This is a genomic window from Vibrio sp. B183 (assembly GCF_000740665.1).
Lineage (GTDB): Bacteria > Pseudomonadota > Gammaproteobacteria > Enterobacterales > Vibrionaceae > Vibrio > Vibrio coralliilyticus.
This window is the reverse complement of record NZ_JPQB01000014.1, coordinates 364,076-381,957: the sequence shown is the minus strand read 5'-3', so window position 1 is coordinate 381,957 and position 17,882 is coordinate 364,076. Positions and strand designations below refer to the sequence as shown.

The following is a 17,882-nucleotide window of genomic DNA, read 5'->3' as shown; positions in this document are numbered from 1 at the left end:
GAGTTATTAATAACTCAATTTGGAGTTCATAAAACTTAAGTGAAATATGATGTTAAAACTCTCGATCTTGTTTTCATGTCTATTAGTGTCTGCTTGCACTTCAATTTACAATACTTGGACAACGGAACCTCTTGATTACATCGAGTTTGTCTCAGAAAACAATATAGATGTTGAAGAAGTATTGAAAAGATCAAACGAAAAATATTTTTGTGTAGGAGTAGAAGGCGAAAAGTCATGTTATGTACGTAGAACAAACTTAGATAAGTTGGAAATTAAAATGTATAAAACACCTGAAGCTATTGCCACCGATGTAGGGAACGTGATCTACGTTACTGGGTATATTCTGGTCGGCGCATATTTACCTAATGGCTTCTTGGATGACAATAAAATTAACCAAATATTTGATATATATGAAAGTGATTGAGATGTAAGAAAATTCCTAATTGAATGAAAATGAAAAAATATAAATAATGAAACTTAATTTATCTTAAATAACGTATAAGGAAGCGTAATGAGAGTTCGAGTTAGTGAGATGCTATTTTGGCTATTCGCCGGAATCGTGTCACTGTTGGTTGCTGGGGTAGCTCATGCTTCGATCTTCGTCGGCGCTGGTGTCGGGAAGCTTTCAGAAAGCAACTCCACGGGTGTTGATATATTGAATAAGGACACGTCTTACGAATTTTCTATCGGATACAGTTTTAATCGTTATTTATCCTTATCAGGTGAATTTCACGACTTGGGGAGCATAAAATCTCCTGACCAGTTTGGAGATTATAAGGTGAAGAGTGTGGGGATATCTATTGTGCCACGGCTTCCTCTGGGTGATATAGCGATTTTTAAAGACAATAGTATTTACGGTAAGCTCGGCTATCATCGATGGGATATTGATACACAACAAAATGACCATATTTACGATAACGATTTGTATTGGGGAGTAGGGGTTACCACATCAGTATTTTCCAATCTTTATGCTAATATTGGCTTCACGTATTACAATCTAGATATATCTCAAGGTAGTATTCCTGTAAATATGAATACGACTGAAATTTCTCTAGGTTTGGTTTATCGATTTTAATTATTTAGCTTAATTTACTTCTCAGTTTTATTAAGCCTCCTTTCAATCGCCTAGGGTTTGAGCTCTCTATTACATACTGAAAGGTGATACCTTCTTCATCCAAATGATAACCAATGTTTGATATGAAGGCATCGCCTTTTTTTCTTGTCGTCAAGATAACAAATTCGTTATCACTAATTCTAAAAATCTGTTCTTTACTACTTCTAGTTTCGTTAACAACTTGTGTGAAAAAGCTAATTATATGCTCTGTTTCTAAACGGCTTGTTCGACTTCTTTGATCCTTAAGTAAGTTTAATTTAAGGCAGATAAGATCAAATCGTCTACGAGTAGTGGAAAACAGCAATCTGTCATTAAAAAAGCCAGTTTGCTCATCGGTAAACGATCTTTCGTCCATCGTATCCATCAACTTTGCCATACCAAATGCGATAAGAAGGTAAGCAGCTTGCAGTGTTCCGTCTTTAATTAAGGTATGGAGAAGGTCATTGTTATCGCTCCATCTATCCAATATGTCGAACTCGGTTGCAATGTCGTAGCACTGGTTGGCAATCAATAAGATAAAGCCCCATTTAATGAAGCGATTGAAAAGCACAAGATGATGAGAGATGAGATAAACAAAAGTAATGATGAACAGGGTGTTTGACTCAAAAAGAATGTCATTTTTTCTTTCGATACTGCTGTCATAGTCAATGGCGTTTGGCAGGATGGCCAAAATGAATAACCCAACAAACAACGTCAAAAACACTTTATATTTGAGTCTCATATACAACTTACTCCTGGGGCGGCTTATCTTATCGCTTTCTTTTTTATCATTAAGTTTAGCAATCCCATAAGAAAATTTAACAATAATTGATATGAGCTGTTCACTTAGACGGCTAGAGAACAATGAATGCTGCAAACATTCATTGTTCAAGCGCTAGTTGCTAGATACTAAATCTCCTCATGCTTACGCACTACGCCAAAATCGGCGAGGATGGCGTACGCGGCAGGGATCATAAACAGCACCAGTAGAGTTGAAGCGAAGATACCAAACACAATTGAAATCACTAATGGTTGGATAACTTGCGCTTGCAAGCTGGTTTCAGTTAACAGGGGTAATAAACCGGCTGCTGTGGTCATAGAAGTGAGGAATACAGCTCTGAAACGTTCCCGGCTTGCTTTGACAACGGAGTCATGAACATTGTCTCCTTCGTCCACATGATGTCGGATGTACTGAACCAGTAGAATGGAATCATTGACGACAATCCCTGCAAGGGAAACAAAGCCCATTAAACTAGGCATGCTGAGTGAGTGACCGAGCAGGATGTGCCCCCAGACGACACCAACAAATGCCAATGGAATGGCTAACATCACCACGAATGGTTCGAGATAGCTACGGAACTGATAGCTAAGGATGGCGAACACACCAAATAGCCCAAGTAAGAAGCCTTTACCCATTGAAGCGCCCGTTTCCGCAGTGTCTTTTGCTTCGCCTTCAAAATCGAAGCGTAGCCCCGGGTATTTCTGCATCAACTTAGGCGCTTCGTCTTTTTGGAACTGGGCGATGATGGCTGTGGAATTGGCTTTGGTGTTATCGATATCTCCGAATACGCTGATGGTACGCAGCCCATCAATGCGTTGGATTCGCACATAGTTACGTTGGAAATCCAGAGTAGCGATAGTGGCCAGCGGGATCTGGCTGCCATCAGATAAAATGATAGGGAAGTTGGCCAATTGTTGCAGATCCCCAGCTTGGACTTTGTCCAAACGCACTTCTATCGAAATGTTCTCCACACCTACCTGAATTTCGTCTGCCGTTTGGCCGAAAAAGGCAGCGCGTAACTGATTGGCGATGAGTTGGCCGTTTACGCCATAGGTTTCGGCACCGGGGCGAAGTTTGACTAACACTTCCTCTTTGCCCATTCGCATGTCATCCAACACGCCGTGCACGCCATCAAACTCATTGAGATATTGCTGAATTTCGATAGAAGCGGCTTTTAGTGCGTCGAGATCATCATGCTTAGCACGGATCTCAATGGCACGCCCGCCCGGTCCCATTGTTGGTTGTTTGTAGACCAAAGATATTGGGTCAGCGAGCTCGCCGACGTCTTCACGCCAAGCTGCAATGAATTCCTCAATCAATGTGTTCCGGCTTTCAGCACCGAGTAAATCTAAGCGCACAGTGGCGATGTGAGGCCCAGACTCATTGGCGTCCGCATTGGCGTTGAACTGGCTAGTGATGTGTTGAACCAATGGTGTGCCATTTTCGTCTTTCTCACTCCATTCTTTATCCAGCTCTCGGGCTGAGGTGACGATCTTATCGACCACCGCTTCGGTTTGAGAGAGGGAAGAACCAGGAGGAAGAATGATTCGTGCTTCAGCAATATCCCCGTCAAGCTCAGGAAAGGGCTGAAATTTAAGTAACCCGCCTGCTAACGTTGCCGCTGAAATCAGAAGTAACGCAAAGACGCCACCAATAAAGGCGTAACGGTATTCTACGACTTTCTCAACCGCACTGACCAATTTGGTATTACGGAAGTTTTCAAATCCATCGAGCAGCTTTTGTTTGAACTTTGCTGGTGGCTTTTCCTTTTTCTCTTTGTGTAATGAGTGCGAAAGGTGGTTAGGTAAGATCAGAAATGCTTCGACTAGACTGAGTGTTAGTACCAGAATCAATACCTGCGGTACGGCTTTAAGTACTGCACCCATTTCACCTTGCAAGAACAGCAGACTACCAAAAATACACACAGTGGTAAGGAAAGACGAAATTACACCCGGTAGAACTTTTTTCACGCCATTGGTCACTGCATCGTCGACCTTTTCTCCTCTATCCAGATGCGCGGCGATAGATTCTGCAATCACAATCGCATCGTCCATCATAATACCGATGGCCATGAGCAGACCGACAAGTGACATGATGTTGATGGATAGGCCCAATTGAGCCATGAGGAACAAACCACCGAGAAACGCTACAGGTAACCCTGCTGCCACCCAGAATGAATAGCGTAGGCTAAAGAACAGCCACATAGTTGCAAACACCAAGATGATCCCTTGCCAACCATTTTTGACCATCATGGTCAGTCGATCCCAGAGTACCGACGACAAATCATTGGTCAGCTCAAGCTTCACGCCGTCTGGTGCTATTGCTTGTTGATCTTCAACAAACTGAGCAACACGCTCTTTGATCCTCAGCGCGTCATCTTCTTTGTTTTTGCTCACTTTGAGTAGTGCAGAAGGGTGACCATCAAACAGCACCTTTTGCTCGTCCAATTCGAAGCGATCGGTAATGGTCGCAATATCGCGTAGACGAATGAGCGAGCCGTTCGGACCTGAACCCACAACAATGGATTCGAGTTCTTGCGGTGTGACTCTTCTTTCATCAAAACGGATCAGAAAGTTCTTATCTGGTGTTTCGACATTACCACTCGGAAGTTTGACGTTCTGGCGACCAATCTGTTCGGCAATGTCGCCGACACTCAAACCCAGCTGCCGCATAGCCTGATTATCCAGCTCCACGCGAAATTGATGATCAGAGAAGCCAGCCACTTCAACCAGAGAGACGTCATAATCTAACTTTAATGTTCTTTTAAGCTGTTCAGCATAGGCTTTCAGTTCTGGCCAAGTGGTATCCGCAGTAATCGCAACATCCACAACAGGCTCATTCCAATCCAGTTCCTGAACTACAGGAGATTCAATCTCCTGAGGAAAGTCGTTAATGGCGTTAATTTGAGTCTGAACATCGACTAGCATACGGCCGATGTCTGCTTTTTCGTTCAGCTTTAAGATCAGACGAGCAGAGCCTTCGATGGCTTCACATTGGGTTTCTTCAATGTTGGCCAAGCCGTCAACGGCATCTTCTAATCGTACACAGATGCTTTCCTCAACTTCTTGTGGTGAAGCGCCTGGATAGGTAACCCCAGCCATAATGTAAGGCGGATCAAACTCGGGGAAGGTTTCGCGTTTTATATTAGGCAGTGAAGTGATACCCAAAATCAGCAACGTCAGCATTAACAGATTGGCGGCTGTCGGGTGTTTAGCAAAGAATCGAATCATGATTCAGACCCCTCTGCGCCACGGTTCTCTTCCTTAAGCAGCATACCTTCAATCGCAGGCAGCAGATCGTTAATGATCAGTTTTTCGCCTTGCTCCAGATTGCCGTCGATAATGACGTTATTGTCGCGGCGATAAAGCACTTTCACTGTGCGTATCTGCAGCTTGTTGTCTTGACCCTTGATGTAAATTCGGTCGCCATGCAGTGCTCGTTCTGGTATGACCCAGCTTGGGTTTTCCTGGCCTTCAATTTTAGCTCTGACAAACATACCGTTAACTAAAGGTGGGACAGACGTTGGGTTAAGGTTACGGTAATCCTGTTGCACTTCGAGGATGACGCCGACGGTGGCCTGATTTGGGTCAACGGTTTCGCTGATACGTGCCACTCGCGCGGGCCAGCTTGCATTAAGATTACCGCTGTTCAGTTCAATGGTTGCACCAATGAAAATGGTGTCAGGCTGCGGAATCCCATCAGAATCACGACCGAACTCACCAAGGCTCGACGCCAAGGTGTGCATATCGTGGATCGAGAGTTGTGCTTCCACTTCCATTATTTCAATGCCGTGCGCTGTAACCATGGTTTGTTGAAGGTTCACGACCTGATTCTGCTCAATTTCTATATCAGCAATTCTGAGATCGTATGGAAGCGTAATAATGGTTTTCTCCAGTGCTCGCTGTGCTTCTTCAACTTTAGAGGCATTGACTTTAACCAGTGCTTCCGCGACTCGTTTTTCATCTGGCATTAGGCCTATCTGATTGTCGATATCGAGGACTAATTTGCGCTGTGACAGCGCACTCTGCTCTTGCTGGTCGACATCAGATTGAGAGGTTAGCCCTTTCTTTCTCAGGTTCTGTTTGCGTTCCAGCTCTTTGTTAGCAATGTTCAGACGATTGGTTTCAATCTTTAACGTCTGTTTAAGATTTTCTTCTTCGAGTGTCAGTTTGGCTAAAGAGGTTTGAGAAGATTTAAGGTCAGCCTGAGCCTGCACAAGTTTGAGTTCATAATCGAGTGGGTCAATTCTGAGAATTTCCGTTCCCGCTCTTAACACTTGCCCTTTGTTGAGTTGGGGGTGGCGATAAACCACTTTGCCTGTCACTTCCGCAATTGCCTTCCATTCTAGCTTCGGTGCCACTTTGCCAAATCCGATGGCGATGGGGGCGACCGATTTTAGTTCGAGCGACATAGTTTCAACCAGTCGGGCTCGGTCACCAGCAGGTTTGACGGGTAACTCAGGCTTCATTTTAACCGCGAGAACTAAGATGAGTATTCCGACAGCAAGTGCCGGGAAAAAGAGTAGTTTTCGATTGAGTTTCATAACGTCATTCCGTTGTGTGTGAAGGTTGCAGAAAACCCTGCGTCATAAGTTTGATATTGTGCTCGAACAAGCGGTTCAAGAACTCTTCATTGAGTTCAATACCGTGGATATTGAGTAGGGCTTGCGGAGCAATAAAGGGAAAAACCATTAAGCTAACGTAGGAAACGCGGCATAAGGTCGGGTCAACGTCTTTACGTAGTACACCACTATCAGCCAGTTGATCGAAGATGACGTGCTGCATCGGTTTTCCAATGTCGTCAAAGACTTTCTCCAATAGCTTTCGTTGTGTTTCAGACGGTGGCATGTTCATGACTTGCGCGACCAGCCGAGGAAACTGGGGTATTTTGACCATTTCACGATAATAGGTGCGCATTAGATCGAGGAAGTTCTTCTGATTGCTGTCCGCTGCCAGTGTTTTGAGCTGTTGCTTCATTGGTTCGAGCGTTTCTCGAAGCATGGTTTCAAACAGCCCTTCTTTGCTACCGAAGTAGTAGCGAATCATAGCGACATTCAAGCCCGCACGTTTAGCAACTAACCGGGTCGACACTTTGTCATAAGCCATTACGGTGAAGAGATCTCTGGCGTGTTCAATGAGTTGAGTTCGAGCATCGATGTCTTTGCTCGGCCTGCCTGCTTTACGGGGAGAATCAGCCACGAATACTGCCTCTAATATTAAACGTTTGATTAATTATAGATTGGTGTATTTGTATCCGATATGTGAAAAATTCAACACTATTTAATCAAATGATTAATTAAAGCAATTTTGTGAAGAGAGTAGAGTTTGTAGAGTGGGCTTGAAAGAAAATACCCGCACAGTGGGCAGACTGTACGGGCAAACAAGGGCAACAATTTAAATTTTTTAGTTTGGAGATTGTTGGTCTAATTTCCGTATCCAAACTGTTATAAAGTATTCGTGGTCTTTAGAATGACTTTGTATCAGTGTAACCAACGCCGTTTAAAGTAACATTAATGTAAATTTAATTTAAATGATAAATATGAAATTATAAATTTCATTTATGAAAAATTCGTGCGACAGATTGCAGCTAGAATGGCGTGATGTGAATGCACAATGGCGTTAAATGAATCTCGGATGCGAGTAAGGGGAAATATAATTCACAGGCTGTCCTGAATCAGAGATTTCTTATGAATATCAAACCTAAACTGATGACGCTATTCATACTCACCAGCCTATTGTTGGGCTGTACTTCCACAACAATGTATTCGCCTGATACGCCACTTGTTGTTGTCGCTCATGGTTTAGGCCGCAGTGACTTCGCGATGCGAGGCCTGAAAAACAGCCTTGCTGACGCAGGTTATGCGGTGTGTCGTCTCAATTATTCTTCCATTGGTCAGTCTCTACAGAAGTGGAAAGAAGAAACCACCTCCCAGATTGATCAATGTGTATCAGGTTACTCCACCGTTCACTTTGTCGGTCATTCACTGGGCGGCTTGGCGATTCGCTCATATCTAGCAAACGATGAACGACTTGTGCAAGATAAGCGACTCGGTAAAGTTGTGCTGCTTGGCACACCGAACAAAGGCAGCGAAGTGGCTGATAGTATGAAAGGGCATTTTCTGATGTCGATTGCAGGAGAGGTCAGCCAATCACTGATAACAGGAGAGCAATCCCTTGGGCAGAGATTGCCTCCTCCTTATTATCCAGTCGGAGTGATCGCTGGTACTTCAGAATCATCGGGAACAGCCGAACTGTTCCAATCTCTCAATGACGGGCTGGTGTCCGTTGAGTCAGCAAAAGTCAGCAATATGGCAGATTTTATCACCTTAGACGTGAGTCACACTGCGATGCGCTACGATGCCGAAGTCGCGAAACAAACGATCAGCTACCTTCAAACCGGGCATTTTCTCCACTAGATAAAAGCGGTATTCGCCGCTCTGTTGTCATTGATTTGGATTGGCTTGCCACTTGATATTTCGACCAGTGCTGAGTTGTGCCAGTACAGACTGAGCTGGGAGCGTAATGTTAGCGTAGGTGATCGGTTTCGAGCTGAAATTGGCGGTGATCGTACTTCCATCGCTGAACGTCGTTTGCTGCACCAACCCAGACTTGTCGAGCCATTTGAACTCGGTAAGCTGTTTATCCCAAAGCTGTTCATGCATGGGGGTATAACCTTGCTGATAATGAGCCAGTGCTTTGAGCCTTGGGCTCTCAGGCGAACTCGCTTCGTCTCGTGTCAGGTGTACCATTGGAGGCGTGTTGTAGAGCATAGAGATCAAATCGCGCTCCGCTTGCACATTACTAAACTTGAGGCTGTCACTGTGCCAGTGATGACTGTTGATCACTTCGTTGTGGAAAACGATCTGGTACAGAGGTACTCGATATTGCGGAGCAAAGAGTAGGGTTTTATAGGGCTCTTTTACTTTTGCCTGTTTAAAGAAAAAGTCTGGTTTGTGGTCTGGATACCAGCGCCCCAGAAAATACGGTGAACGAGCATCGTTTTTCATTTCGTTGTCTGTCCAGCCAAAGCCAACGGTTTCAAGACCATGAGCAAACGCGATGCCTCGGGTTGTCAGGCTGTTACCATCTTCTGACCCCAGTATGAGACCGTCTTGGTTGGCTATCCAGTCCATACGCTGGTTAAAAGCTTCGAGCATATCGTTTTCGTTGCTGTCATCGCTGTAATCTTCCCTTGCCATCGCGGTGGCATCGACGTCGAGAAATAAGCTGTTGAAGCGACCATATTTGACGATATCCAGTACTCGCTGTTTTACGTAATCCAGTTCGCAGTTTGGGTTAAGGTAGTAACCGTTGCCTCGGAAGCCTTTTTTCTTTTCTCCATTAGCAAGCTCTATTGAGCAATGTTGTCTCATTGGTTCGGGTAACTGAGCCGTCAGCCATCCGTCATTAAGCCCTATAGGAATGGCAGTGTTGTAAGAGTCGTAAGTGGCGACCAGATAGCCCGCTTGCTTAGCGTCGTCCACGACGTTTGGCTGATAAAACGCCGGCATCCAGTTATCAAAACCCAGCCAGAGTTTGGTGAGCCCAGCTTGTTTTAAGTTGGCCAACATATCTGTTGATAATGCTTGCCCCCAGCGCTCAGGTTTGAGCAGATAAGACGCCGCATTTTCTTTCAGCCACTGCTTTTGCTGCTGGGCAGCATGGTATTGAGCTGCAATCACATTGTTGCTGAGTGTCGGTGCCGGTGAAGGAAATTTCAGGTGTAGCGAATCATTGAGCGAATCAACCAGCAACTGCTTGTGGTAGCGACTTAGCCAGTCCTTACCTTTTTTCAGTGGTTGAATCTCTTTGAGTGCTTGTGGAGGAATGGTCAGCTCTGCCTGCTCAAAATACCACTGCTTGAGTCCCCACCAGTTGGTGACATCATCGGTGCTCAGCAAATCCTTACCAAACAGATACACTTGGCTTGCCCCAATCAGTTGCTTGATCTGAGAGGTGTTCTTCATTCTTTCTGCGAGTGTCGTTGACTCATTATGATCAATGCGCCATTGCCTGTACGCTTTGGCTCCATCCATCCAATCATTACCAAGCTTGATCTGAACAGTAAAATCTTGGTGTTGATTGAGAGGAGTGAATTGATGCTCCGCCAACATGTCAATTTTGGGGTGAGTATTCGAGAAATTTAGCTTGTTGTTAGTGGCATTCAGTAACTGATAGCTGATGTAACGATTGTCTTGTTGTGCTGTCCAGAAGGGCATCTTGAGGCTTTGGGTGGTATTAGAACCAGAGTACTCTTCGGCCAAATAATCTGCCCATACTTGATTGTCTGTCGGGATGCGCATGCCTTCACTGAAAGGAAGAAAGAGTGTTTTGGTTCGCTCCTGAGGCAAATCAAACCAGCTTAACGTGAGCGGCTGGTTACGTTTAATGGCTGGCTTACTCGGAGCAGCGAAGCTTATTGTTAACGACTCCTTAACCAGTTTTGTCGATACACGAATACCACTTGGCTGAAGCGTCCAACGGGCTTCTGTTTTTGAAACTGATACCAAATCAGAAGCCACCTGAGTATGTTGATTCACTTTCATCGCTTGGCTGTTAACAATGAGATCATTCCAGCTAATTTCTAAATCCTGCGGTGAAATAGAAATCTGATTGTTTTTGTCACTAAGAGCGATGGCTTGAGCTTGAGCACTGGTTGCTAATACCAACAAAGGCAATGCAGCATATCGCGTTAAAGAACTGGCTTGAAAAAGCATGATGGATTCCTTGAAAAACTAAGGAGCTCATTACAGCTGAGGCGGCTTAAATGATTGTCACCCAATTGTCTCTATTCGTAGCCATTCGTGGATTTAGGGAGAAAAAGGAATGGCTATACGTTGAATGTACTCAATCTTTAAGCCTTGTTGGTATTCAAACACAGACACGGTGGCACTCAGGTGTTTGGCGCCGTCAGGGATCTGCGTTGAGCGAGGAACAGGAGCAACTAGTGACGAAATCGGTTTTCTCATTCCCAGCATCAAATATTGGCTGTCAAACCATTGCCACGTAGCTGTGGGCTTGGCGCAGCTGCTTTCGGTTACTGGAAGGGTTAAATGTATTTGTTGCATCGAATTGTCTAGACGTATCCAGTTTTGATTCTCTGGCATGGCCACCAGCAAAGGGTAAACAGTATTTCCCAACTTGAGTTTATATAGGCCAGATAAGGGCTCGATCAGCAACTCGTCGGTTTCAATTTCCTGATAGTCACGTTGTTGAGACAGCTCTCCGTTTAATAGCTGCTTGGCGGACGGATCAATAAGCTCAATCGTTAAGTCATTCTGAGTGCTTTCAGCCGAAATTTTGATTTGAAAACCTTGTGAAGAAAGACCTGAACGGCGTACAAAGCTGACGCTCAGATCCGCGGGCAGCGGTGAAGAGTTAGCCATAAGTTGCTGACCACACTGAGACTGGTTCAAAATCTCTTGTTTGACCGGTAACCAATATTGACGATCGATATCTTGCTGGTTAAGGGCCAGATGCAATTCCTGCCAGGCCAATTGAGGTTGATTGTTAAGCAGCGCTTGATAAGTGCGCGCAAGTGGCGTGTCCTCAAACCAAGTTGCCTGGGTGGAGAGTGGAAAGATGAGACAAGCAAGTGAACTCAAGAGCCGACGTTTCATAGCGCCTCCTCATTTAGACGATAGCCTACCCCTCGATGTGTTTCGATGTTAAGGACTGGAAGCTTCTGCCTCAGTCGCAAAATATGGTTGTCTATCGTTCTCGTACTCGGGAAGGCTTGATAGCCCCATACTTTGTTGAGCAGTTCATCACGGTGGAACACTCTTCCCTGATTTTGAATCAACAGCACCAGTAACTGAAACTCCTTGGGTTTTAACGTGACAAGTTGATCGTTGAACATGGCTTCACGTTTCGCTAGATGGAGTTCAATTCCGCCATAACAGAGAGAGCTCGCGCCCAAGGGCCTCAGCTGACTAACTACTCTGGCAAGCAATTCATCATGGGAAAATGGCTTAGTAACGTAATCTTTGGCACCAGCCATCAGGCCTTCCACTTTTTGCTCGGTGTCGATTTTGGCGGTCAGGATAATGACAGGTACTGCCTTTAGAAGCAGCCAGTGTGGTAAATGTTTCAGGCTGTCTCCATCGCTCAGTTGCCGATCAAGGATAACCAGATCCGCTTTAAACCAGAGTTGTTCTACTTTTCTGGTTTCTTGTACCCAGACGCATTGGTAGCCATTGGATTCAAATAGAGAAACTAATCCCTGTCCAAGTAGTTTGTCATCTTCGATCAGCAATAAGCTCTTCATAGCGGTAGCTCCAAAATACAGCGAGTGGGGCGGCGTCGTACAATCAACTTACCTCCCATGAGTTTCATTAAATGCTCGACAATGCTCAAGCCTATTCCCATGTTTTCATGGTTTGTTTTCCCTTGGAACTTAGTGAAAAATTGAGCCATGGCGGAAGGAAAGTCGCCTTGATCGGTCACTTCAATGACGAGCTTATGGGTGAGAGTGGCACGAATTTCAATCTTGCCATGCCCGTGCTGTTTGGCATTTTTAATCAAATTGTCTAAACAAATCGACAACCAGTAAAAGGGTAAAGTGAGTTCTCTATCTTGATTGAGCTGGTAGCTAAGGGCGTGCTTCTCACAGGTATGTTTTAGCCAATCATCCAGAGAAGCCGTTTGTTTGAGCAATTGTTGAGAACGCTGTGTGCTGAGGTAGATCTTACTGTTTTCAGTCAGTTGAGAAAGCCGTTGGTGATCAGACATTAGTCGCCACACGGCGTCTTGAGTGTCGTTTGGTAAGCGATCAAACTGACTGCGGAACATTTCCACGGTTAGGCCTAGGCTGGTGATCGGTGTGCGCAGTTCATGGGTCAACAACTGTAATATGAAGCGTTTCTCACGGCTTTGCTGGCGTCTCGTGTACAGGGTTTTGACCGTCATAAAGAGAATCAAAATCGACAAACCTGCGACAAATAAACGTAATGCGAGCACGTTCTCAGCAACATCACTGATGCAAAGGTTGCTGTAGCGGAAGGTGCAATTTGGGCCTGATAGCGTGATGTCCAGTCTCTTTGCAACAGGCTGCCACATTTCAGCGGTCACGGCTTTCCAACCTTGCTCTCCACTTAGCCATAGCGTGTCTTTTTCCATCCATGCACGGTATCCGTTCAGCAGGGCTTCACGCCCTTCATTGGACAGAGTGGATAATGCCGCATGCAAAGGGTGCTGAGGATTATCGATGGTTAAGTAGCGACGTACCGTATGGCTAGGTTGGTAGTTAGGTTGATGATCCAGGTAGCGGTCTGCAAAGCTCCCGCCAGCTGGGTGCAACAGCGTGTGCGCCTGAAACCAATCATCGGTGAGCAACTGATCATTGCACATTGCCAGTTCAAACTCGATGGCATCATTAAGGTTAGCGTTGTGCTGCTCATTTTTCTGACAGGTTTGAGACACTCGATAAACCTGCTCGATCTCTTGCCAGTTGTATTGTTTGAAATCTGGGTAGCGAGCCTGCTGTTTGAGTAATTCAGCAGGGTACTGGCTGAGCTGCTGCTGTGTGACTTTGAGTTCGGTAGCCTGCCAACTTTGCTGATAAAGCGATTGCCAATTTTCTTGGAGACTCTGCGCTTGTGCGGCTAGAGGAAACAGAAACAAAAAGCACGCAGCCAACTTACCTAAAGGCATCAATTTACTCATTAAATATAGGGTTCACTGTGATTTTAGCGGCTTTTGGGCTTGCTTTGTAACTTGTATGTCAACATTAGTCGGTTGAGCAGTTTTGTCGCCTAGCTTAACAAAGGTTAATGATTATTGATGAGGTGAATATTAATTTGGCTCCCACCAATGTAAGGAGAAATGCAATGTTAGAGTGGCGAGTAAAGAGGTTTGCCGAATTATCTGTGAATGAACTGTATGACTTTCTGCGTCTACGAGTTGATATCTTTATTGTTGAGCAACAATCGCCCTACAGTGACTTAGATGGGAAAGATACTCACCCTGAAACGCGACATGTGATGGGTTATGAAGACGGAAAGCTGGTTGCGTATAGCCGATTGATGCCGCAGGGCCTAGGTTACCCGGAAGAAGTGTTAGAACTGATTGATACCAGCGCTAATGATGTATGCATCGGGCGAGTGATCGTTGCGATAAGTCATCGTGGCCTTCAGATTGGTCATGAACTGATGAAATTGAGCTTTGATACGCTGAGAGAGATACATACTAGCAGCTCTATTTTCATTTCATCGCAGGAACATTTGAAAGACTATTACGGTGCTTATGGGTTTGAAGTGATCACGGGTCGTTACTACGAAGACGGGTGCACCATGCTTGGGCTGAGGTATACACTCTGAATTGAAGGCGGTGCAACCGCCTAAATTGACATTATCAGTCCCAATGTAGAATGGTCCAGTTTGGACGATCAGCGATGGCTTTTAGTCGAGGGCAAGGGTTGACCAAGTAGGCGTAATCAGCGCGCTCACATAACGGCAGATCATTGATTGAATCAGTGTAAAAGTGGATCTCTGAATAGGTTTCGTCTCTGGCACTGAGCCACTGTTCTAGTCTAGTCACTTTACCCTCTCGATAGCTTGGAACACCGGACACTTTTGCCGTGTAGCGATCGTCCTCGGTGACCAATTCTATTCCCATGGATTGCTCAACGCCCAGATGCCGTGCCACGGCTTCGACAATAAAGCTCACGGTTGCGGAGATAATTAATGTATCGACGCCTTGCTTATTGAGCTGTTCTAACAGCGGGATAGATTGTTGAAATTGCTTTGGGGCAATCCATTTATCAACGCATTCGTTGACCAGCTTCTCAACTTCTCCTAAAGAGAGGTGAGTAATAGGGGCCATGGCAAACTTAAGGTAGTCATCCATGTCTAGCTTTCCCTGAGAATACAATGCCATCAGTCGCTGATCTTCTGTGAGGAAACTTGCATCATCGACAATACCTTTCTCGACTAAAAACTCATTCCAAATCATCGCACTGTCTGCTTTGATTAATGTTTCATCTAGATCGAATACGTACAAAGGTTTGGTCATGGAGCGTTTCTCAGTGATGTAGGTTGTTTTCGCAAGGCAGGGTAACTAGTAATTATGACAGTTTATTTTCACTCAGAGCTCTTTTTATAAGTCGGACGGGTGAGAGACAGAAATTTGATTTTCTACACTGATGATCTTTTGGTATTCACCCGATTGAATCAATTGTTGGATGCCTAAACTGAGTGCTTCACTAAGGCGTGCACTACGCTCATGATCGTGCTTAGAGAACATGGTGTACATGTCTTTTTCCATAATTGGCTTAGGGTGAATCCGGATCTTATTTATCTGTATGGCAGAAAGTATCGTGCCCATCATGTAGTAACCACGTTCAACCGCCGCTGGGTAAGCGTCTATGCGTTGTTTCCCTAGTTTAATAAAATTACTTTGGTCCTCATTGGCAACCTCGACTTTTACGCCCTGAGACTGGAGCAAGCGGGTCACTTCATAGGCTTGTGTGGCACCAATATGGTAGTTGTTTAAATCCAAAGATTTTTGCCAATCAAAGTTGCTGTCGACATGGTAGAAAAAGACAATTTTTTGTGTGAACAGGGATTCTGAGAAGATGAAAAGGGATTGTCGTTCATCGTTCTTAAACCAAGGGAATGTTCCGTCATATTTGCCTGACTCAACGTAACGGTAAGCTCTGCTCCAAGGATGATAGTCGATAGTGACACGATAACCCTGCGTTTCGTAAGCGGCGATGACGAGGTCTTCGGCAATTTTATAGTTTGGATTATTAAGGCTGCTGGTATACGGTTCCCAATCACCGACAACCAATCTTACGACTTTGTCACTATTTTGGGCGACAGATAAGGGTGAGCACCCGAACAACAAAATTATCGCAAAAATCCTACTCATAGCTCGTCCCTTGATCACATCTACCTTCAAATTTAGATGATAATTCGATTAATAAGTAGTCTGACTCATGAAGATTAACTATTTGTGAATGCTTCTATCTCATCCTTTCGTTTGGCCCCTCTAGGTGCTTCAAGGTTTTAGCTCTCATACTAAGAGCGCGAGCTTGGTGTGTCCAAACTATTGCCATTGGCTACTTTGGCTCTGTTCTGTGCACTCTGATAAGCTGGGACGTAATCAATTAGTGCTTCTTCTATTTCTTTAGGCTTAACCGGTTTAGATAGAAAACCATTCATACCGATTTCAAAACAACGCTCACGATCCTCCTTGATCACGTTAGCTGTGACAGCAATGATAGGAACATAGGCCGCCCAACCTTCGAGCTGACGAATTTTCTGTGTTGCTTCGTAACCATCCATGACAGGCATATGACAGTCCATCAAGATGGCGTCCACCTCATTCTGCTGACAATATTCCAAAGCTTCGACGCCGTTATTCGCTATATCTACCTCCAAACCAAGCAAATTAAGCATGACTTGAATCACTTGTTGGTTTACTCGAGTATCTTCAACAACCAGCACTTTGAGGCCAGTTTTGTATTTCGGAGACAACTTCTTCATCTGGGTACCAGAAGAAGCTGGAAACTCAACCAGATTTGGTGACGATTGAACAATACCCCCAATAGCCGTTGATGGAGTATCTATTGGGATAGAAAAATAAAAGCTGCTGCCAAGATCAACTTCACTGGTTACCTGGAGCTTACCACCCATCAACTCAACGATTTTTTGGCTTATCGCCAGCCCCAACCCCGTTCCTCCGTATTGTCGAGCTGTGCTGCCATCGGCTTGTTGAAACTTGTCAAAGATTGAGTCGAGTTTGTCTTTGGCGATACCAATCCCTGTATCTTTGACTTCAAACTGAAGTTGGTTGCCTGTCTCGTTTTCCAACAGCTTGATGTTGAGCTCAACATATCCACGATGGGTGAACTTAAGGGCGTTGCCGATCAAGTTATTGATGACCTGCTTTAGCCTGACAGAATCAGCCTCTATTTCCTGAGGTACAGCTGGGTCTATATTGCAGTCGAAGAACAGCTCTTGTTGTTTGGCGCGGATGCTATATTCGTTGGCTTGCTGTTGGATGAGCGATTTAAGGTCAAACTTGGTAGGATCCAATTCAAAGTGGCCGGCTTCTATTTTCGAAAAATCGAGGATGTCATTGATAATATCGAGCAAGGTATGGGACGACGTCAGCAAAATATCGACGTAGTTGCGCTGAACTTCATTCGGCTTGGTTTCTTTAAGTAGTTCAGCGACGCCGACGATCCCATTCATTGGGGTGCGAATTTCGTGGCTCATGTTGGCTAGGAATTCACTTTTCTTAACATTAGCGATTTCTGCCTTTTCTTTTGACTCGATGATTTGCTGGTAATTGACTCGTAGCTGCTCTGCACATTGATTGTATTTGTCTGTCAGATGGCTGATCTCATCGTGGAATAATCGTTTTGGCATCACCAGTTTGTTGGGAGTCGGGCTGGTATGGAAATCAGCCATTGCAGATGAAAGGTGAGAAATAGGTTTTAAGATCAGTTTCATTGTTAGCCATAATAAGCAGGAAACAATGAGTAAGGTCTGTATCAAGGTCATCACCAGTAGAAATAAGAACTTTTGCCACAATGCGTGATAGACAGGAGCTAAATCGGTTTCAATTCTTAATTGCCCGAGCGTAAAGCTCTTGTTGCCGAGTTGGTAAGTTAAATCCCAGACGTTAGTAACCTTCTTACCTGTGATTTCGTTACCTAATTCTATAAGAGTACTTTTGCTGTCGATGATGGTTAATCGATCGACTGCACGTAACTGGAAGATGCTTGAGGCTTGAGTCGTGAGTTGCTTTTGGTCTTCAATCCACAGGCTGTTTTGCAGGCTTGCGACGTAGCTGTCTTCAATTTGAAGCATTTGTTTATCTATGTTGTTTTGCTCCGCTTGGTAATCAACGTAGAAGTTTACTCCCGCCATAACGAATGCGAGAACGAGACTCACGAGGAGCGTGACAATGACAAGTTGCTTGTCGATGCCAAGTTGACGTTGTTTATTCATAGCAAGTTATTATGTGTGTAATTGCTTACTAATAGCCTAGTATTAATTGT

Annotated in this window: 15 protein-coding genes; 4 read left to right on the top strand and 11 right to left on the bottom strand. The window is 44.7% G+C overall.

The genetic code is table 11. The features are described from left to right. The first annotated feature begins 46 nt into the window (after positions 1–46). Together IX95_RS16315 and IX95_RS16310 are read left to right on the top strand one after the other, a co-directional pair. Positions 47–424, top strand: a complete 378-nt coding sequence (locus IX95_RS16315) for a hypothetical protein (protein ID WP_038161914.1) — start codon at positions 47–49, stop codon at positions 422–424. Positions 425–511: 87 nt separating this feature from the next. After that, a complete protein-coding gene (locus tag IX95_RS16310; protein WP_038161911.1) occupies positions 512–1,075 on the top strand; it encodes a porin family protein in 564 nt (187 codons plus the stop codon). Between the two features lie 4 nt (positions 1,076–1,079). Here IX95_RS16310 and IX95_RS16305 read toward each other — a convergent pair whose 3' ends face one another. The 4 genes from IX95_RS16305 to IX95_RS16290 all read right to left on the bottom strand — a co-directional run bounded on the left by IX95_RS16305 (position 1,080) and on the right by IX95_RS16290 (position 7,072). Then, positions 1,080–1,835, bottom strand: coding sequence for a hypothetical protein (locus IX95_RS16305; protein ID WP_051912589.1), 756 nt, complete (start codon positions 1,833–1,835; stop codon positions 1,080–1,082). 167 nt (positions 1,836–2,002) lie between these two features. Continuing rightward, positions 2,003–5,104 carry an efflux RND transporter permease subunit gene (locus tag IX95_RS16300; RefSeq protein WP_038161908.1) on the bottom strand — a complete coding sequence of 1,034 codons (3,102 nt, stop codon included), beginning with the start codon at positions 5,102–5,104 and terminating at the stop codon, positions 2,003–2,005. Continuing rightward, the gene (locus IX95_RS16295) at positions 5,101–6,417 is read right to left on the bottom strand and encodes an efflux RND transporter periplasmic adaptor subunit (RefSeq protein WP_038161904.1); all 1,317 of its coding nucleotides are present in this window, start codon (positions 6,415–6,417) and stop codon (positions 5,101–5,103) included. The genes IX95_RS16300 and IX95_RS16295 overlap by 4 nt, the downstream gene beginning before the upstream one ends. A 4-nt stretch (positions 6,418–6,421) precedes the next feature. Continuing rightward, positions 6,422–7,072: a TetR/AcrR family transcriptional regulator gene (locus IX95_RS16290; RefSeq protein WP_038161903.1), complete on the bottom strand. Its 651-nt coding sequence runs from the start codon at positions 7,070–7,072 to the stop codon at positions 6,422–6,424. A gap of 488 nt (positions 7,073–7,560) precedes the next feature. Between IX95_RS16290 and IX95_RS16285 the strand changes: the two genes are divergently transcribed. Further along, a complete protein-coding gene (locus IX95_RS16285; RefSeq protein WP_038161901.1) occupies positions 7,561–8,289 on the top strand; it encodes an alpha/beta fold hydrolase in 729 nt (242 codons plus the stop codon). Positions 8,290–8,316: 27 nt separating this feature from the next. On the opposite strand, the gene IX95_RS16280 is transcribed toward IX95_RS16285, so the two are convergent. The 4 genes from IX95_RS16280 to IX95_RS16265 all read right to left on the bottom strand — a co-directional run bounded on the left by IX95_RS16280 (position 8,317) and on the right by IX95_RS16265 (position 13,525). Then, the gene (locus IX95_RS16280; RefSeq protein ID WP_038161899.1) at positions 8,317–10,590 is read right to left on the bottom strand and encodes a glycoside hydrolase; all 2,274 of its coding nucleotides are present in this window, start codon (positions 10,588–10,590) and stop codon (positions 8,317–8,319) included. Positions 10,591–10,683: 93 nt separating this feature from the next. Continuing rightward, positions 10,684–11,493, bottom strand: a complete 810-nt coding sequence (locus tag IX95_RS16275) for a DUF2861 family protein (RefSeq protein ID WP_038161895.1) — start codon at positions 11,491–11,493, stop codon at positions 10,684–10,686. After that, positions 11,490–12,140: a response regulator transcription factor gene (locus IX95_RS16270; RefSeq protein WP_021455851.1), complete on the bottom strand. Its 651-nt coding sequence runs from the start codon at positions 12,138–12,140 to the stop codon at positions 11,490–11,492. The genes IX95_RS16275 and IX95_RS16270 overlap by 4 nt, the downstream gene beginning before the upstream one ends. Further along, positions 12,137–13,525 carry an ATP-binding protein gene (locus IX95_RS16265; protein WP_038161892.1) on the bottom strand — a complete coding sequence of 463 codons (1,389 nt, stop codon included), beginning with the start codon at positions 13,523–13,525 and terminating at the stop codon, positions 12,137–12,139. The genes IX95_RS16270 and IX95_RS16265 overlap by 4 nt, the downstream gene beginning before the upstream one ends. A gap of 176 nt (positions 13,526–13,701) precedes the next feature. On the opposite strand from IX95_RS16265, the gene IX95_RS16260 reads away from it, so the two are divergent. Beyond that, entirely contained in the window at positions 13,702–14,190 is a 489-nt protein-coding gene (locus IX95_RS16260) for a GNAT family N-acetyltransferase (RefSeq protein WP_038161889.1), read from the top strand. A gap of 34 nt (positions 14,191–14,224) precedes the next feature. Here the strand turns inward: IX95_RS16260 and IX95_RS16255 are convergent, their stop codons facing one another. The 3 genes from IX95_RS16255 to IX95_RS16245 all read right to left on the bottom strand — a co-directional run bounded on the left by IX95_RS16255 (position 14,225) and on the right by IX95_RS16245 (position 17,832). Beyond that, the gene (locus IX95_RS16255; RefSeq protein ID WP_038161887.1) at positions 14,225–14,884 is read right to left on the bottom strand and encodes an HAD family hydrolase; all 660 of its coding nucleotides are present in this window, start codon (positions 14,882–14,884) and stop codon (positions 14,225–14,227) included. Between the two features lie 84 nt (positions 14,885–14,968). Continuing rightward, positions 14,969–15,742, bottom strand: coding sequence for a substrate-binding periplasmic protein (locus IX95_RS16250; RefSeq protein ID WP_038161884.1), 774 nt, complete (start codon positions 15,740–15,742; stop codon positions 14,969–14,971). 149 nt (positions 15,743–15,891) lie between these two features. After that, complete coding sequence (locus tag IX95_RS16245) at positions 15,892–17,832, bottom strand: ATP-binding protein (RefSeq protein ID WP_038161882.1); 1,941 nt, start codon at positions 17,830–17,832, stop codon at positions 15,892–15,894. Positions 17,833–17,882 lie beyond the last annotated feature (50 nt).

What these genes read in the sequence shown, in the direction of transcription:
- IX95_RS16255 (WP_038161887.1), bottom strand. Translation starts at nt 14,884, where the DNA reads ATGACCAAACCTTTGTACGTATTCGATCTAGATGAAACATTAATCAAA.
- IX95_RS16265 (WP_038161892.1), bottom strand. Translation starts at nt 13,525, where the DNA reads ATGCCTTTAGGTAAGTTGGCTGCGTGCTTTTTGTTTCTGTTTCCTCTA.
- IX95_RS16295 (WP_038161904.1), bottom strand. Translation starts at nt 6,417, where the DNA reads ATGAAACTCAATCGAAAACTACTCTTTTTCCCGGCACTTGCTGTCGGA.
- IX95_RS16300 (WP_038161908.1), bottom strand. Translation starts at nt 5,104, where the DNA reads ATGATTCGATTCTTTGCTAAACACCCGACAGCCGCCAATCTGTTAATG.
- IX95_RS16285 (WP_038161901.1), top strand. Translation starts at nt 7,561, where the DNA reads ATGAATATCAAACCTAAACTGATGACGCTATTCATACTCACCAGCCTA.
- IX95_RS16270 (WP_021455851.1), bottom strand. Translation starts at nt 12,140, where the DNA reads ATGAAGAGCTTATTGCTGATCGAAGATGACAAACTACTTGGACAGGGA.
- IX95_RS16310 (WP_038161911.1), top strand. Translation starts at nt 512, where the DNA reads ATGAGAGTTCGAGTTAGTGAGATGCTATTTTGGCTATTCGCCGGAATC.
- IX95_RS16315 (WP_038161914.1), top strand. Translation starts at nt 47, where the DNA reads ATGATGTTAAAACTCTCGATCTTGTTTTCATGTCTATTAGTGTCTGCT.
- IX95_RS16305 (WP_051912589.1), bottom strand. Translation starts at nt 1,835, where the DNA reads ATGAGACTCAAATATAAAGTGTTTTTGACGTTGTTTGTTGGGTTATTC.
- IX95_RS16280 (WP_038161899.1), bottom strand. Translation starts at nt 10,590, where the DNA reads ATGCTTTTTCAAGCCAGTTCTTTAACGCGATATGCTGCATTGCCTTTG.
- IX95_RS16250 (WP_038161884.1), bottom strand. Translation starts at nt 15,742, where the DNA reads ATGAGTAGGATTTTTGCGATAATTTTGTTGTTCGGGTGCTCACCCTTA.
- IX95_RS16260 (WP_038161889.1), top strand. Translation starts at nt 13,702, where the DNA reads ATGTTAGAGTGGCGAGTAAAGAGGTTTGCCGAATTATCTGTGAATGAA.
- IX95_RS16245 (WP_038161882.1), bottom strand. Translation starts at nt 17,832, where the DNA reads ATGAATAAACAACGTCAACTTGGCATCGACAAGCAACTTGTCATTGTC.
- IX95_RS16275 (WP_038161895.1), bottom strand. Translation starts at nt 11,493, where the DNA reads ATGAAACGTCGGCTCTTGAGTTCACTTGCTTGTCTCATCTTTCCACTC.